This window comes from Streptomyces sp. CA-106110, assembly GCF_050936285.1.
GTDB lineage: Bacteria > Actinomycetota > Actinomycetes > Streptomycetales > Streptomycetaceae > Streptomyces.
The window spans coordinates 8,951,456-8,966,416 of the sequence record NZ_JBNJNB010000001.1 but is presented as its reverse complement, the minus strand read 5'-3'; the positions used below and the strand labels follow the sequence as shown (position 1 = coordinate 8,966,416).

15 protein-coding genes are annotated in these 14,961 nt (G+C 71.3%); 10 read left to right on the top strand and 5 right to left on the bottom strand.

All coding sequences use genetic code 11. The features are described from left to right. Positions 1-55: 55 nt before the first annotated feature. The 6 genes from cobM to cobC are packed head-to-tail and all read left to right on the top strand — an operon-like array spanning position 56 to position 6,379. On the top strand, positions 56-874 hold the full coding sequence (gene cobM, locus ACQEXA_RS41325) for a precorrin-4 C(11)-methyltransferase (RefSeq protein WP_433132633.1): 819 nt from the start codon (positions 56-58) through the stop codon (positions 872-874). Beyond that, positions 871-2,112: a precorrin-6y C5,15-methyltransferase (decarboxylating) subunit CbiE gene (cbiE, locus tag ACQEXA_RS41320; protein ID WP_433132631.1), complete on the top strand. Its 1,242-nt coding sequence runs from the start codon at positions 871-873 to the stop codon at positions 2,110-2,112. Before cobM ends, cbiE begins: the two co-directional genes overlap by 4 nt. Further along, positions 2,109-3,803 (top strand): precorrin-3B C(17)-methyltransferase, encoded by a 1,695-nt coding sequence (gene cobJ / locus ACQEXA_RS41315; RefSeq protein WP_432926255.1) that lies wholly within the window; start codon positions 2,109-2,111, stop codon positions 3,801-3,803. The genes cbiE and cobJ overlap by 4 nt, the downstream gene beginning before the upstream one ends. Continuing rightward, a complete protein-coding gene (locus ACQEXA_RS41310) occupies positions 3,800-4,384 on the top strand; it encodes a precorrin-8X methylmutase (protein ID WP_432926257.1) in 585 nt (194 codons plus the stop codon). The genes cobJ and ACQEXA_RS41310 overlap by 4 nt, the downstream gene beginning before the upstream one ends. After that, positions 4,381-5,316 (top strand): sirohydrochlorin chelatase, encoded by a 936-nt coding sequence (locus tag ACQEXA_RS41305; RefSeq protein ID WP_432926259.1) that lies wholly within the window; start codon positions 4,381-4,383, stop codon positions 5,314-5,316. Before ACQEXA_RS41310 ends, ACQEXA_RS41305 begins: the two co-directional genes overlap by 4 nt. Next, entirely contained in the window at positions 5,306-6,379 is a 1,074-nt protein-coding gene (gene cobC / locus ACQEXA_RS41300) for an Rv2231c family pyridoxal phosphate-dependent protein CobC (RefSeq protein WP_432926261.1), read from the top strand. Before ACQEXA_RS41305 ends, cobC begins: the two co-directional genes overlap by 11 nt. Before the next feature lie 61 nt (positions 6,380-6,440). On the opposite strand, the gene ACQEXA_RS41295 is transcribed toward cobC, so the two are convergent. The 5 genes from ACQEXA_RS41295 to ACQEXA_RS41275 form a co-directional block, all read right to left on the bottom strand. Further along, positions 6,441-7,370, bottom strand: coding sequence for an SCO1860 family LAETG-anchored protein (locus ACQEXA_RS41295; RefSeq protein ID WP_433132629.1), 930 nt, complete (start codon positions 7,368-7,370; stop codon positions 6,441-6,443). A 198-nt stretch (positions 7,371-7,568) separates the two neighbouring features. Further along, positions 7,569-8,660, bottom strand: coding sequence for an amidohydrolase family protein (locus ACQEXA_RS41290; protein WP_432926265.1), 1,092 nt, complete (start codon positions 8,658-8,660; stop codon positions 7,569-7,571). Positions 8,661-8,682: 22 nt separating this feature from the next. Further along, complete coding sequence (locus ACQEXA_RS41285; RefSeq protein ID WP_359392558.1) at positions 8,683-9,477, bottom strand: amino acid ABC transporter ATP-binding protein; 795 nt, start codon at positions 9,475-9,477, stop codon at positions 8,683-8,685. Next, positions 9,474-10,319 carry an amino acid ABC transporter permease gene (locus tag ACQEXA_RS41280; RefSeq protein WP_432926268.1) on the bottom strand — a complete coding sequence of 282 codons (846 nt, stop codon included), beginning with the start codon at positions 10,317-10,319 and terminating at the stop codon, positions 9,474-9,476. The genes ACQEXA_RS41285 and ACQEXA_RS41280 overlap by 4 nt, the downstream gene beginning before the upstream one ends. After that, on the bottom strand, positions 10,316-11,164 hold the full coding sequence (locus ACQEXA_RS41275; RefSeq protein ID WP_433132626.1) for a transporter substrate-binding domain-containing protein: 849 nt from the start codon (positions 11,162-11,164) through the stop codon (positions 10,316-10,318). Before ACQEXA_RS41275 ends, ACQEXA_RS41280 begins: the two co-directional genes overlap by 4 nt. A gap of 583 nt (positions 11,165-11,747) precedes the next feature. On the opposite strand from ACQEXA_RS41275, the gene ectA reads away from it, so the two are divergent. The 4 genes from ectA to thpD are packed head-to-tail and all read left to right on the top strand — an operon-like array spanning position 11,748 to position 14,936. After that, on the top strand, positions 11,748-12,290 hold the full coding sequence (gene ectA / locus ACQEXA_RS41270) for a diaminobutyrate acetyltransferase (protein WP_359392552.1): 543 nt from the start codon (positions 11,748-11,750) through the stop codon (positions 12,288-12,290). 49 nt (positions 12,291-12,339) lie between these two features. Further along, positions 12,340-13,611 (top strand): diaminobutyrate--2-oxoglutarate transaminase, encoded by a 1,272-nt coding sequence (gene ectB, locus ACQEXA_RS41265; protein WP_359392550.1) that lies wholly within the window; start codon positions 12,340-12,342, stop codon positions 13,609-13,611. Positions 13,612-13,640: 29 nt separating this feature from the next. Further along, positions 13,641-14,039, top strand: a complete 399-nt coding sequence (locus tag ACQEXA_RS41260) for an ectoine synthase (RefSeq protein WP_432926273.1) — start codon at positions 13,641-13,643, stop codon at positions 14,037-14,039. A gap of 6 nt (positions 14,040-14,045) precedes the next feature. Then, positions 14,046-14,936, top strand: coding sequence for an ectoine hydroxylase (gene thpD, locus ACQEXA_RS41255; RefSeq protein ID WP_432926275.1), 891 nt, complete (start codon positions 14,046-14,048; stop codon positions 14,934-14,936). Positions 14,937-14,961: the final 25 nt, after the last annotated feature.

The following is a 14,961-nucleotide window of genomic DNA, read 5'->3' as shown; positions in this document are numbered from 1 at the left end:
CTGTGCGCACCGGTGCCTCGTACTGCTCGAACTTTTCGCTGGAGGAAAGAATTCCATGGCCGATGCCATCACCGGAAAGGTGACCTTCGTCGGTGCCGGCCCCGGCGCCGCCGACCTGCTGACGTTCCGCGCCGCGCGCGCCATCGCCGAGGCCGACATCGTGATCTGGGCGGCCAGCCTGGTGCAGGCGGAGGTCCTCGAGCACGCCCGCGAAGGGGCCGAGATCCTCGACTCGGCGACCATGTCCCTGGAGGACGTCGTCGCGGTGTACGAGCGGGCCCATGCGCAGGGCCTGCGGGTCGCCCGCATCCACTCCGGCGACCCGGCCCTGTGGGGCGGCACCCAGGAACAGCTCGACCGGTGTGCGGGGATCGGGATCGAGACGGAAGTGGTGCCCGGAGTCTCGTCCTTCTCGGCCGTCGCAGCGCTCGCGCGGCGGGAGCTGACGATCCCCGAGGTCGCGCAGTCCGTCGTCCTGACCCGGCTCGGCGGCGGCAAGACGCCGATGCCGCCCGGTGAGGAGGTACGCGAGTTCGCCCGGCACGGCACCACCATGGCGATCTTCCTGTCGGCGGCGCGCAGCGGCCAGCTCGTGCGCGAGCTGCTGGAGGGCGGCTACCCGACCAGCACCCCGGTCGTGGTGGCCCACCAGGCGACCTGGCCCGAGGAGCTGGTCGTGAAGTGCACGATCGGCACGCTGGAGGAGACCGTCAAGGAGCACAAGCTCTGGAAGCACACGCTGTTCCTGGTCGGCCCGGCGCTCGACGCGCACGGCACCCGCTCGCACCTGTACCACCCCGGCCACTTCCACGGCTACCGCAAGGCGGACCCCGAGGCCCGCAGGGCCCTGCGCACGCGGGGTGCGAGCACGTGATCACCGTTGTCGGTACCGGCACGGGCGAGCCGCTTCCCGCCGGGGCGACGGCCGGCGCGGACCTCGTGGTCGGCGGACGGCGCCATCTGGAGGCCGCCCGGCTGCCGCAGGAGACCGAGCGGATCGTCCTCGGGCCGCTGGCTCCCGCGCTCAAGACGGTCGAGCGGTATCTGGACAAGGGGCGGCGGGTCGTGGTGCTCGCTTCGGGCGATCCGGGGTTCTTCGGGATCGTCAGGGTGCTCGCCGAACGGTTCGGGCCTGAGCGGCTCGACGTGCGGCCGGGCCTGTCCTCGGTGGCGGCCGCGTTCGCGCGGATCGGGTTGCCGTGGGACGACGCGGTGGTGGTGAGCGCGCACGGGCGCGAGCTGCGCACGGCGGTGAACGTGTGCCGGGCGCGTCCGAAGGTCGCCGTGCTGACCGGGCCCGGCGCCGGTCCCGCCGAACTGGGGGCCGCGCTGGCCCGTGCCCGCACCGAGCGCGTCCTCGTGGTGGCCGGCGCACTCGGTGACCCGCGGAGCGAGCAGGTGGAGCGGGTGACGCCGGAGCAGGCGGCGACGCGTGACTGGGGCACGGCGGTGAACGTGGTGCTGTGTCTTGACGCGTCGCGGGCGACGGGACCGGTGCGCACGGTCGCCGGGGCGCCGTCCGGCCCGTCCGGGTGGGCCCTGGAGGAGGACGCGTTCGCGCACCGCGACTCGATGATCACCAAGTTCGAGGTGCGCGCCCTGGCGCTGGCCCGGCTGGGGCCCCGGCTCGGCGATCTGGTCTGGGACGTCGGCGCGGGCTCCGGGTCGGTCGCCGTCGAGTGCGCCCGGCTCGGTGCGGCCGTGAGCGCCGTCGAGAAGACGCCCGACGGGGTGGAACGCATCCGCGCCAACGCCGCGGCGCACGGGGTCGACGTACACGTCGTGCACGGGGCGGCGCCGTCCGCACTGGACGCTCTCGCCGATCCCGACGCGGTGTTCGTGGGCGGCGGCGGACGAGAGCTGCCCGCCGTCGTGACCGCGTGCGCGGCCCGCGCCCGGCGGACCGTGGTGGTCGCCATGGCCGCCCTTGACCGCGTACCGGCGGCGCGCGGGGCGCTCGTCGCGGCCGGGTTCTCCTGCGACGGTGTGCTGCTGCAGTCGTCGCGGCTCGCGCCGCTGCCGGGCGAGGTGACCCGGCTCGCGGCGGCCAACCCCGTTTTTCTGCTGTGGGGCACGCGGCCTCCGGCGCGTAGCGAAGGAGTTGCTCTGTGATCGGCCTCATTTCCGCCACCGCGGCGGGCGCGGCTGCCCGGGACCGGCTGGCCACGGCGTGGCCGGACCGCACGAGGGTGTACGACGGGCCCGTCGGCGAGGCCGTGCGGGCCGCCTTCGCGGAGTGCGAGCAGCTCGTGTGCTTCCTGGCCACGGGCGCCGTCGTACGGCTTGTCGCCCCGCTGCTGGGTGACAAGAGGTCCGACCCGGGGGTGGTGTGCGTCGACGAGGGCGGGCGTTTCGCGGTGTCGCTCGTGGGCGGCCATGCCGGCGGGGCCAACGAACTGGCCGGTGAGGTCGCCTCGTTGCTGGACGCCCTGCCCGTGGTGACGACCGCTACGGACTCCGTGGGTATGCCGGGCCTGGACACGCTCGGCTTGCCTGTGGAGGGGGACGTCGCGGGGGTGTCGCGGGCGCTTCTGGACGGGGAGCCGGTCGCATTGGATGCGGAGGTGGCCTGGCCGCTGCCGCCGCTGCGCGTCGCCGCCGAGGGTCCGTACACGATCCGCGTCACGGACCGTACCGTCGAGCCGGCCGAGCGGGAGGTCGTCCTGCGGCCGCCCACCCTCGTCGTCGGCGTCGGCGCCTCCAAGGGCGCGCCCGCGGCCGAGGTCCTCGCGCTGATCGAGGGCACGCTCCTGGACGCGGGGCTCTGCGCGAAGTCGCTCGCCGAGCTCGCGACCGTCGACGCCAAAGCGGACGAGCCGGGGATCATCGAGGCCGCGGAGCGCCTCGGGGTGCCCGTGGTGACGTACTCCGCCGAGGAGTTGGCGAAGGTCGACGTGCCCAATCCCTCCGCCGCCCCGCTCGCCGCCGTCGGCACACCGTCCGTCGCGGAGGCCGCCGCGCTGGTACGGGGAGGCGAACTCCTCGTGCCCAAGCGGAAGTCGGCCGCGAGTCCGGCGATGGCGACCTGCGCCGTGGTACGCCGGCCGGCGCGCGGACGGCTCGCGGTCGTCGGGCTCGGGCCCGGCGCCCGGGACCTGCTGACGCCGCGCGCGAAGACGGAGTTGCGGCGCGCGTCGGTACTGGTCGGCCTCGACCAGTACGTCGACCAGATCCGTGATCTGCTGCCACCGGGCACCCGGATCCTGGAGTCGGGGCTCGGCGCGGAGGAGGAGCGGGCGCGCACCGCGGTCGCCGAGGCACGCAAAGGGCATGCCGTCGCGCTGATCGGCAGTGGGGACGCCGGTGTGTACGCGATGGCGTCGCCCGCGCTGGCCGAGGCGTCCGACGACATCGACGTGGTCGGGGTGCCCGGTGTGACGGCCGCCCTCGCGGCAGGCGCGATCCTCGGTGCACCGCTGGGCCACGACCATGTGTCGATCAGCCTCTCCGACCTGCACACCCCGTGGGAGGTGATCGAGCGGCGGGTGCGGGCCGCGGCCGAGGCGGACCTCGTCGTGACCTTCTACAACCCGCGCAGCCGGAGCCGGGACTGGCAGCTGCCGAAGGCGCTCGCGATCCTCTCCGGGCACCGGGCACCGACGGCACCGGTCGGTGTCGTACGGAACGCGTCGCGAAAGGACGAGTCCAGCCGTCTGACGACACTGGCCTCGCTGGACCCGGCGACCGTCGACATGATGACCGTCGTGACCGTGGGCAACACCGCGACCCGTGAGATCGCGGGGCGCATGGTGACGCCGCGCGGCTACCGCTGGCAGGACGACCGGCAGGAGGACGCCCAGTGAACCGTGTGGTCCACCCGATCGAGCAGGAGTCCTTCCGGCGGCTGCGCACCCGGCTGGACACCTCGCACTTCCCCCCGCTGACCCGGGCCGTGGTGGAACGGGTCATCCACTCCGCCGCCGACCTCGACTACGCGGACGATCTCGTCATGGCCGAAGGCGAGCTCGCGAGGGCGCACGCCGCGCTGCACGAGGGTGCGCCGGTGGTCGTGGACGTCGAGATGGTGGCCGCCGGCATCACCCGGTGCCCGACGGTCTGCCGCCTCAAGGACGCCAAGTCCGGTCCGGGCCTGACGCGTTCGGCGCACGCGATCCGCCTCGCGTACGAGGACGTCGGCGCCGGGGCGCTCTGGGTGATCGGCTGCGCCCCGACCGCCCTGGAGGAGCTGCTGAAGCTGGACGCCTCGCCCGCGCTGGTGATCGGCCTTCCCGTCGGTTTCGTCGGCGCGGCCGAGTCCAAGGCGGCGCTGCGCGAGAGCGGACTGCCCGCCGTGAGCAACGTGTCCGAGAAGGGCGGTTCGGCGGTCGCCGCCGCCGCGCTCAACGCCCTGCTGTACCACCCCACTTCGAAGGAGACCCCGTGACCACCCCGCCGCCCGCCCTGCTCATCGCCGGCCACGGCACCCGGGACGAGGCCGGAGCCGAGGCGTTCCGCGACTTCGTGCGGGAGCTGGGGCGCCGCCACCCCGGGCTGCCCGTCGCGGGCGGCTTCATCGAGCTGTCGGCGCCGCCGCTGGGCGAGGCGGTGACCGAGCTGGTGGAGCGGGGGGTCCGGCGTTTCGCCGCCGTGCCGCTGATGCTGGTGTCCGCCGGTCACGCCAAGGGGGACATCCCGGCGGCGCTGACCCGGGAGAAGGAGCGGCACCCGGGGATCTCCTACACGTACGGACGTCCGCTGGGCCCGCATCCGGCGCTGCTGTCGGTACTGGAGCGGCGCCTGGACGAAGCTCTCGGAGGCACCGGCCGCACGCCCGCCGACCGGGCCGATGTGACGGTGCTGCTGGTCGGCCGCGGCTCGACGGACCCGGACGCCAACGCCGAGGTGTACAAGGCGGCGCGGCTGCTGTGGGAGGGGCGCGGGTACGCGGGTGTCGAGACGGCGTTCGTCTCGCTGGCGGCGCCGGACGTGCCGAGCGGCCTGGACCGGTGCGCGAGGCTGGGCGCACGGCGGATCGTCGTCCTGCCCTACTTCCTGTTCACCGGCGTCCTGCCGGACCGGGTGCGGCAGCAGACCCAGGGCTGGGCCGCGGCGCACCCGGAGGTCGATGTGCGGTCGGCGGACGTCATCGGTCCGGAGCCGGAGCTGCTCGACCTGGTGATGGAGCGGTACGAGGAGGCCGTGAAGGGCGATCTGCGGATGAACTGCGACTCGTGCGTGTACCGGATCGCGCTTCCGGGCTTCGAGGACAAGGTGGGTCTGCCGCAGCAGCCCCACTTCCACCCGGACGACGACGGCCACCACGGGCATGGACATCACCACCACCACGGTGGGCACACACACTCACATGCGCACTGAACACGACGGGCGGCAGCACGACCTGCGGCACCACGGGGACGCCGAGGTGCGTGACGGCGGTGCGACGCTGACCGATCTCGCGGTGAACGTGCGCGCCGACACGCCCCCGGCATGGCTGCGCGAGGTGATCGCGGGGTCGCTGGGCGGGCTCGCGGCCTATCCCGACGGGCGGGCCGCACGGGCGGCGGTGGCGGCGCGGCACGGACTGCCGGCCGAGCACGTCCTGCTCACGGCGGGCGCGGCCGAGGCCTTCGTGCTGCTGGCACGCGCCCTGAAGGCACGTCACCCGGTCGTGGTGCACCCGCAGTTCACGGAGCCCGAGGCGGCGCTGCGGGATGCCGGGCACGCGGTGGACCGGGTCCTGCTGCGGCAACGGGACGGCTTCCGGCTGGATGCGGCGCTGGTTCCGCAGGACGCGGACCTGGTGGTGCTCGGCAACCCGACGAACCCGACGTCGGTGCTGCACCCGGCCTCCGCGATCACCGAACTCGCGCGGCCCGGGCGGACCTTGGTGGTCGACGAGGCGTTCGTGGACGCGGTGCCGGGGGAACGGGAGGCGCTGGCGGGCCGGACCGATGTGCCCGGGCTCGTGGTCCTGCGCAGCCTCACCAAGACCTGGGGACTGGCGGGCCTGCGCATCGGCTACGTCCTGGCGGCGCCGGAGACGATCGCCGAGTTGGAGCGGGCGCAACCCCTGTGGCCGGTGTCCACGCCCGCGCTCGTGGCGGCCGAGGCCTGTATGTCGCCGAGGGCAGTGGCGGAGGCCGCGCATGCGGCGCACCGGGGTGCGGCGGACCGGGCACATCTGGTGGCGGGGCTGCGGGAGTTCGCCCCGGACGGGCTGTATGTGGCCGAACCTGCCGAGGCACCTTTCGTGCTGATCCGTCTGGAGCGGGCGGCCACGGTGCGCCGGCATCTGCGCGATCTCGGTTTCGCGGTGCGCCGCGGGGACACGTTCCCGGGCCTCGACGAGGAGTGGCTGCGGCTCGCCGTACGGGACCGGGTCACGGTGAACCGCTTCCTGCAGGCACTGGACCGGGCGATGACGCTGGCCGGGCGATGAGCGTCCGCGGGCGCCGGACGGGCCGGTCGACCGGCCCGTCCGGCGCCCGCGAGCCAGGGGGCTAGCCGCGCCGCCGGCGCGCCAGTCCGATCGCTCCCGCGCCCACGACCAGCAGAACGACTGCGCCGCCCACGACATACGGCGTCGCCGCACTTCCGCCCGTCTCCGCGAGGTCGGCCTTCGCGTGCGTGCTCTGGGGCTTCACATCCTCGGCGGGCGCCGCCGTGGGCGTGGACGACGTCACCGGTGAGGGAGACGCGCTCGGGGCGGAGGCCGGGGTCTCGCAGGTGGCGCCTCCGAGTGTCACCGTGCCCTTCACCTCGGCCACGTTCAGGTGCAGGGGATTCACCGAGACCGTCAGCACCAGTGCGGCGGCCGCCGCCGTCCGGGACGTCGTCCGCGTCGGCGACACCTCGAGCCGGACCTCGCCGACACCCGGCACCTTCACCTGTGTCGGCCCGCCGGCCGTCGCCGTGACCTTCCGCCCGAGCACGGTCACCGCGCCGAGCACGTTCGCCGTGGCGACCGGCTTCTTCCCGACTTCGCACACCGCCTTCGACGTGACGCCGTCCACCTCGATCAGGGACAGCATGGGCAGCCCCGGCAGATGGATGCGCGCGTGCGCGAGGTTCGTGGAGGCCTCCGCGCCCGATGCCGAGACCGTCGCCTCGGCGGTGGCGGCGTCCGCCCGCACCACGTCGAAGGGACGGCCGCCGGCGACTCCGTCGAGCCGGGCCGACAGCGCGGTCTCGTTGGCGCTCCCCGGTGCCCGCACCTCGTCGAGCGAGACCGTCAGCGGGACGTTCAGGGTCTTGTTGAGCAGGGACACATCAAGCTCGGTGCGCAGCACGACGGCGGCGGCGCGGCCGCGGTCCTCATCGGCCTGCGCGGAGCCCGCGCAGGCCAGTGCGGCGGGCCCTGCGGCCAGGGCTGTGGCCAGCGCGACGTTGGTCAGGCGGCGTGCGGGCATGCGGAAGGTGGTGCCGTTCATGGTGGTGGGACCCCCAGATAAGACAAGCTCGGGACCCGGACAGAATTTCGTACCGGGAGTGAGCCGTCAGCGACACCGAGTCACTTCACTCCATCGTGGCTTCTCGCAAGGCCTTTCGAAAATCAGGGCACACCCGTTCCCGGATGTCACCCGCGTATCCCCCACAACGGGGAAGCGCCCGGCGCACGGGCGCGGCCCCTACCCGAACACGAGGCCGTTCAGCACCACCCGCTGCGGCGCCGCCAGCACCCGTACGTCCGCGCGCGGATCCGCCTCGTACACCACGAGGTCGGCGGGCGCCCCTTCCTCGAGCCCGGGCCGGCCGAGCCACCGGCGGGCGCTCCACGCGGTCGCCGCGAGCGCGTCGACGGCCGGGATCCCGGCGGTGACCAGTTCCGCCACCTCGCCCGCGACCAGTCCGTGGGCGAGCCCGCCGCCCGCGTCGGTGCCGACGTACACCGGTATGCCTGCGTCGTACGCGGCGCGCACGGTGTCGTACCGCCGCTTGTACAGCCGTCGCATGTGATCGGACCAGCGCGGGAACTTCGCCTGGCCACCGTCGGCGAGCTTCGGGAAGGTCGCGATGTTCACCAGCGTCGGGACGATGGCGACACCCCGCTCCGCGAACAGCGGGATCGTCTCCTCCGTCAGACCCGTGGCGTGTTCGATGCAGTCGATACCCGCCTCGACCAGATCCCGCAGCGAGTCCTCGTCGAAGCAGTGCGCGGTGACCCGCGCGCCCAGGCGGTGCGCCTCCGCGATGGCCGCCTCGACCGCCTCACGGGGCCAGCAGGCGGACAGGTCCCCGCTCTCCCGGTCGATCCAGTCGCCGACCAGCTTGACCCAGCCGTCGCCGCGCCGGGCCTCCTGGGCGACGTACGCGACCAGGTCCTCGGGCTCGATCTCCCAGGCGTAGTTGCGGATGTAGCGGCGGGTGCGCGCGATGTGCCGGCCGGCCCGGATGATCTTCGGCAGATCGTCGCGGTCGTCGATCCACCGCGTGTCGGACGGCGAGCCCGCGTCACGGATCAACAGGGTTCCCGCGTCGCGGTCGGTCAGCGCCTGCTTCTCGGAGACGTCGTCGGAGACCGGGCCGTGGGCGTCGAGGCCGACATGGCAGTGCGCGTCGACCAGGCCGGGCAGCGCCCAGCCCTCGACCGTACGGACGTCGCGGGCGCTGGCGGGGCGGTCGTACGAGATCCGGCCGCCGACCACCCACAGCTCGTCGCGGACCTCCTCCGGTCCGACGAGCACCCGACCCTTCACGTGCAGCACCGCGTGATCGCTCATGTACTGCACCTTAGTTCGCCCGCTACGCGGTCCCGGACACCCGGTCGGAGGTCTCCTCCTCCACCTCGGCCCTCGCGGGGTCGAGGAGCCGGGAGAGGAAGTGACGGGTGCGTTCATGACGAGGGTCGCCGATGACCTGGTCCGGTGTGCCGTCCTCGACGACCACCCCGCCGTCCATGAAGACGACCCGGTCGGCGACCTCGCGGGCGAAGCTCATCTCGTGGGTGACGACCATCATCGTCATGCCCTCGCTCGCGAGCATGCGCATGACGGCGAGGACATCGCCCACCAGCTCGGGGTCGAGCGCCGAGGTCGGCTCGTCGAAGAGCATCACTTCGGGGCCCATGGCCAGCGCCCGGGCGATGGCGACCCGCTGCTGCTGCCCGCCGGAGAGCGAGGACGGGTACGCCTGGGCCTTCTCGGACAGGCCCACGCGTTCCAGGTTCCCGGCCGCGATCCGTGCGGCCTCGGCCTTGTCCCGGCCGAGGACCCGGCGCTGCGGCAGGGTGAGGTTCTCGGTCACGGTGAGGTGCGGGAAGAGGTTGAACTGCTGGAAGACCATGCCGATACGGCGGCGCACCCGGTCGATGTCCACGTCCGGATCGGTCACCTCGGTGCCGCCGACGAAGACCTGCCCCCGGGTGGGCTCCTCCAGGAGGTTCACACAGCGCAGCAGGGTCGACTTGCCGGAGCCGGACGGGCCGATGACGCAGACCACCTCGCCCTGGCCGATCTCCAGGTCGATGCCGCGCAGCACCTGGTTGTCGCCGAAGGACTTGTGCAGGTCCCGGATCTGGATCTCTGCGGAACTGCTCACTTGACGGCCTCCTGGGCCCTCGCCTCCATGCGGCGCACGACGAAACCGAGCGGGATCGTCACGAGCAGGTAGCACAGCCCGGCGACGAGGATCGGCGTGGAGTTGGCGGTCGTACTGGCGAGGTCGCGGCCGAACTTCGACAGCTCGCGCTCCTCCAGGGTGACGCCGAGGACCAGCACCAGCGAGGAGTCCTTGAAGAGCTGGACGAACTCGTTGGTCAGCGGCGGGAGGATGATCCGGAAGGCCTGCGGGACGACGATGGACACCATGGCCCGGGCGGGCGAGAAGCCCAGCGAACGAGCCGCCTCCATCTGCCCCTTGGGCACCGCCTGGATGCCGGCCCGGAAGGTCTCGGCCATGTACGCGGCGCCCACCAGCCCGAGCGCGAGGGCGGCCTTGCCGTAGGTGCCGCCCACGATCTCCGTGCCCGGGAAGGCCAGCGGCACCGCCACGCCGATGAAGATGAAGATCAGCAGGGCGGGCAGCCCGCGGAAGATCTCGATGTAGACGCCGGCGACCCAGCGGTACGGGCCGACGGACGACAGCCGCATCAGGGCGAGGACGATGCCCAGCACCAGGCCGACGGCAAAGCCGGACAAGGTGTAGAGCACGGTGTTCCTCAGCGCCAGCGTGATGACGTCGGGGAACATCTGCCCGGCGATGTCCGCCTGCGCGAACTGGTTCTGCAGCCGCCCCCAGTCCGCCGTGACCGCGAACACGATCACAACGGCGACGAAGAGGACGTACTGGGCGCCGCGCGACAGTCTGCGTCGCTGACGCCGGGTCAGCCCCTTCTTCCGCGGCTGGACCCCGGCGTCGGCCGTACCGGTCGCCTTGCTCATGAGGCGGAGGGCGAGGCGGCGGTCGCGTCGTACGGGCCGATCCACTTCTCGTACAGCTTCTTGTACGTGCCGTCGGCCTTGGCGTCCTTGAGCGCCTTGTTGATCGCGGCGAGGAGCTTCGTGTTGCCCTTCTTCACCGTGAAGCCGTACTGCTCACCGGTGTTGAGGTTGCCGACCACGCTGAAGGCGTCGGCGTTGGCCTTGTCCTTGAGCCAGCCCTGGACGACCGGGTAGTCGATGACGACCGCCTGGACCTGACCGGTGCGCAGGCCGTTGACGACGGCGTCGGAGGACTCGAAGGAGATGGGGTCGAAGCCCTGCTTCTTCGCGTAGTCCTCGCCGGTGGTCTGCGCCTGGGTGCCCAGCTTCTTGCCCTTGGCCTTCACGTCGGCCAGCGAGGTGATGCCGCTCTTCTTGTCGACCAGGACGGCCTGCGTGGCGTCGAAGTACGGGTCGGAGAAGTCGACGTGCTTCTTGCGCTCGTCGGTGATGGTCATGCCGGCCGCGGCGAGGTCGCACTGGCCGGAGTTGAGGAAGGCGCCGGTCTTGAAGTTCTCGAAGGGCGTGTCGAGGATCTGCTGCTTCACCCCGAGGTCCTTGGCCACCAGGTCGACCAGCGAGACGTCGAAGCCCTGCACCTTGCCGTCGACCTCCGACTGGAAGGGCGGGTAGGGCAGATGGGTGCAGGTGGTGATCTCGCCCGCCTTGACGAGCTCGACGCCGCCGGCCGCCTTTCCTGCGCTGCCGCCGCTGCCGCTCGAGGTGCAGCCGGCCACGAGTACCACGCCGGCCATCGCGGTGGTGGCGGCCAGGACACGGGCCCGGCGCCCGAGGAGCGTGTTCACGGAGGACCTCTCTATGGGGGAAGGGTGAGCTTCGATTATAAGGACATGTTTGGGTGTCTCAAACCAATCCGATGGCCAGGAGGTTCTCTCGCCTCAGAAACCACGAGCGGCAGGGCGTGACGCACTCCGGTCACGCTCCGCCCGTCCAGGCGACCGGACGGGGCTGTCGCTCCGGACGGCCATCCGCAGCCCTCTGCACACGAGGCCGCGCGCAGCTACGCCGAAGGGGTTCCGGCAGAGTGACCGAAACCTGAATTCGACATTGCCTTCCAGGCCCTTTTCACGCAATTATGGAAATTCCTTCCAGGGCAGCTTCCCGTATTCTTCTGCCCGCTCTTTCCTGGCTCAAACGCAAAGATTCTACGAACGCCAACCGGAGTAATTCGGGCAGATCTCGTGTGGGTGGCGAGGATGTGACCGACCCCACACGGCACCCACTTTGACCCATATTTTCCGGGCATTCATACGCCAATTACCCCGCGCCCACGCGATCGCGCACACCCGCGTGATAACACATGGACTGAGGTTCCGTAACCCACGCCAGCGATGCATTTTCACATTTCCCTGGGTAAATTCGATCGACATGACCGCCGCACAAGCAGACCTGCAAGCGGAATTTCTGGAAATGCCGGAAGGACTGCGGATCGACCGTCCGGAGGTGGCGGACGGGGCCGCTCTCTGGCGCCTCGCCAGGGACTCCGGAACCCTCGATCTGAACTCCTCCTACAGCTATCTGCTGTGGTGCCGCGACTTCGCCGGCACCTCGGCGGTGGTGCGCGACGGGTCCGACGGTCGGCCCGTGGGGTTCGTCACCGCGTACCTGCGGCCCGACCGTCCGCGCACCCTCCTGGTGTGGCAGGTGGCCGTCGACTCCGCCCAGCGCGGGCGCGGGCTCGCGGCACGGCTGCTCGACGCGCTCACGGCACGGGTGGTCGAGGAGCACGGGGTGACCGGTCTCGAGACGACGATCACCCCCGGCAACACCGCCTCCGAGCGCCTGTTCACCTCGTTCGCCCGGCGGCACGGGGCGGCCCTGGAACGTGAGGTCCTCTTCGAGACTCCCCAGTTCCCCGACGGCCCGCACGATCCCGAAGTCCTGTACCGCATCGGCCCGCTGTCCGACTGAGTCCCACGCACGCACTCCCTCTCCCCCACCCCCGAGGAGCGTTTTCGCCGTGACCATCACCCAGCCCGACCTCAGCGTCTTCGAGACCCTGGAGTCCGAGGTGCGCAGCTACTGCCGCGGCTGGCCCACCGTCTTCGACCGCGCACAGGGCAGCCGCATGTACGACGAGGACGGGCACGAGTACCTCGACTTCTTCGCCGGCGCCGGATCCCTCAACTACGGCCACAACAACCCCGTACTGAAACGTGCGCTGATCGACTATCTGGAGCGGGACGGCGTCACCCACGGGCTCGACATGTCGACCACCGCGAAACGTTCCTTCCTCCAGACCTTCCAGGACCTCGTCCTGCGGCCGCGTGACCTGCCGTACAAGGTCATGTTCCCGGGGCCCACCGGCACCAACGCCGTCGAGTCGGCCCTCAAACTGGCCCGCAAGGTGAAGGGCCGCGAGGCCATCGTGTCCTTCACCAACGCCTTCCACGGCATGTCCCTGGGCTCGCTCGCCGTCACCGGCAACGCCTTCAAGCGCGCCGGCGCCGGGATCCCGCTCGTGCACGGGACGCCCATGCCCTTCGACCACTATCTGGACGGCAGGGTCCCGGACTTCCTGTGGTTCGAGCGGCTCCTGGAGGACCAGGGCTCCGGGCTCAACCAGCCCGCCGCCGTCATCGTCGAGACCGTGCAGGGCGAGGGCGGCATCAACATCGCCCGGGCCGAGTGGCTGCGCCGCCTCGCCGATCTGTGCGCGCGCCGCGACATGCTGCTGATCGTGGACGACATCCAGATGGGCTGCGGGCGTACCGGCGCCTTCTTCTCCTTCGAGGAGGCCGGGATCGTGCCGGACATCGTCACCGTGTCCAAGTCCATCAGCGGCTACGGACTGCCCATGTCGCTCTGCCTGTTCAAACCCGAGCTGGACATCTGGGAGCCGGGCGAGCACAACGGCACCTTCCGCGGCAACAACCCCGCGTTCGTGACCGCGACGGCCGCCCTGGAGAGCTACTGGAGGGACGGGTCCGCCATGGAGAAGCAGACCCGGGCCCGCGGCGAGCAGGTCGAGCAGGAGCTGATCTCGATCACCGAGGAGAACCTGACCGACGTCAAGGAGTACCGCGGACGCGGGCTGGTGTGGGGCCTGGAGTTCCACGACAAGGCCCGCGCCGGACGCGTCGCACGACGCGCCTTCGACCTGGGGCTGCTGGTCGAGACCTCGGGCCCCGAGAGCGAGGTCGTCAAACTGCTCCCCGCCCTCACCATCACCGCGGACGAACTCGACGAGGGCCTGAGCACCCTGGCCCGCGCCGTCCGCGAAACCGTCTGAACACCGCCGAGAAGGAGGCACGCACCACCGTGATCGTCCGTTCGTTCAAGGAGATCGAAGGCACCGACCGGCACATCAAGTCGGCGTCCGGCACCTGGGAGAGCAAGCGCATCGTCCTCGCGAAGGAGAAGGTCGGCTTCTCCGTCCACGAGACGATCCTGTACGCGGGCACGGAGACGTCGATGTGGTACGCGAACCACATCGAGGCCGTCGTGTGCGTGGAGGGCGAGGCGCACCTCACCGACCACGAGACCGGGAAGACCTACACGATCACGCCCGGGACCATGTACCTGCTCGACGGGCACGAGCGGCACACGCTCCGGGTCAAGGACGACTTCCGCTGCATCTGCGTGTTCAACCCACCCGTGACGGGCCGGGAGGACCACGACGAGAACGGCGTCTACCCGCTGCTGACCGAGGAGGTCTGACCGCACATGACCACCACCGTCACCGATCTGTACCCCAGTCGCGGCGCCACCGAGGTGTCCGTTCCCCGTCAGGACCCGGTCGTCTGGGGCGCGCCCGGCACACCCGGACCGATCTCCGTCGCCGACCTCCAGGGGTACGAGCGCGACGGCTTCCTCGCCGTCGACGAGCTGATCGGTCAGGACGAAGTCGCCGAGTACCAGCGGGAGTTGCAGCGAATCGTCACCGACCCGGAGATCCGCGCAGACGAGCGGTCGATCATCGAGCCGCAGTCCAAGGAGATCCGCTCCGTCTTCGAGGTCCACCGGATCAGCGAGGTGTTCGCGCGCCTCGTCCGCGACGAGCGCGTCGTCGGGAGGGCGCGGCAGATCCTCGGCTCGGACGTGTACGTCCACCAGTCGCGGATCAACGTCAAGCCCGGTTTCGGGGCCAGCGGCTTCTACTGGCACTCCGACTTCGAGACCTGGCACGCCGAGGACGGTCTGCCGAACATGCGGACGGTGTCCGTCTCGATCGCGCTGACCAAGAACTACGACACCAACGGCGGCCTGATGATCATGCCGGGGTCGCACCGGACGTTCCTCGGCTGCGCCGGGGCCACCCCGAAGGACAACTACAAGAAGTCGCTGCAGATGCAGGACGCCGGCACGCCGTCCGACGAGGCGCTGACCGCGATGGCGAGCCAGTACGGCATCCGGCTGTTCACCGGCAAGGCCGGTTCGGCGACTTGGTTCGACTGCAACTGCATGCACGGCTCGGGAGACAACATCACCCCGTTCCCGCGCAGCAACGTCTTCATCGTGTTCAACAGCGTGGAGAACGAGGCCGTCGAGCCGTTCGCGGCGCCGGTCCGGCGGCCCGAGTTCATCGGGGCGCGGGACTTCACGCCGGTGCACTGAGCGGATTCCCGCCGGCCCTTCGAGC

Bases quoted from the DNA above. Each gene is read 5' to 3' on its own strand.
- cobM (WP_433132633.1), top strand. From the start codon at position 56: ATGGCCGATGCCATCACCGGAAAGGTGACCTTCGTCGGTGCCGGCCCC.
- cobC (WP_432926261.1), top strand. From the start codon at position 5,306: ATGCGCACTGAACACGACGGGCGGCAGCACGACCTGCGGCACCACGGG.
- ACQEXA_RS41295 (WP_433132629.1), bottom strand. From the start codon at position 7,370: ATGAACGGCACCACCTTCCGCATGCCCGCACGCCGCCTGACCAACGTC.
- ACQEXA_RS41290 (WP_432926265.1), bottom strand. From the start codon at position 8,660: ATGAGCGATCACGCGGTGCTGCACGTGAAGGGTCGGGTGCTCGTCGGA.
- ACQEXA_RS41280 (WP_432926268.1), bottom strand. From the start codon at position 10,319: ATGAGCAAGGCGACCGGTACGGCCGACGCCGGGGTCCAGCCGCGGAAG.
- ectA (WP_359392552.1), top strand. From the start codon at position 11,748: ATGACCGCCGCACAAGCAGACCTGCAAGCGGAATTTCTGGAAATGCCG.
- thpD (WP_432926275.1), top strand. From the start codon at position 14,046: ATGACCACCACCGTCACCGATCTGTACCCCAGTCGCGGCGCCACCGAG.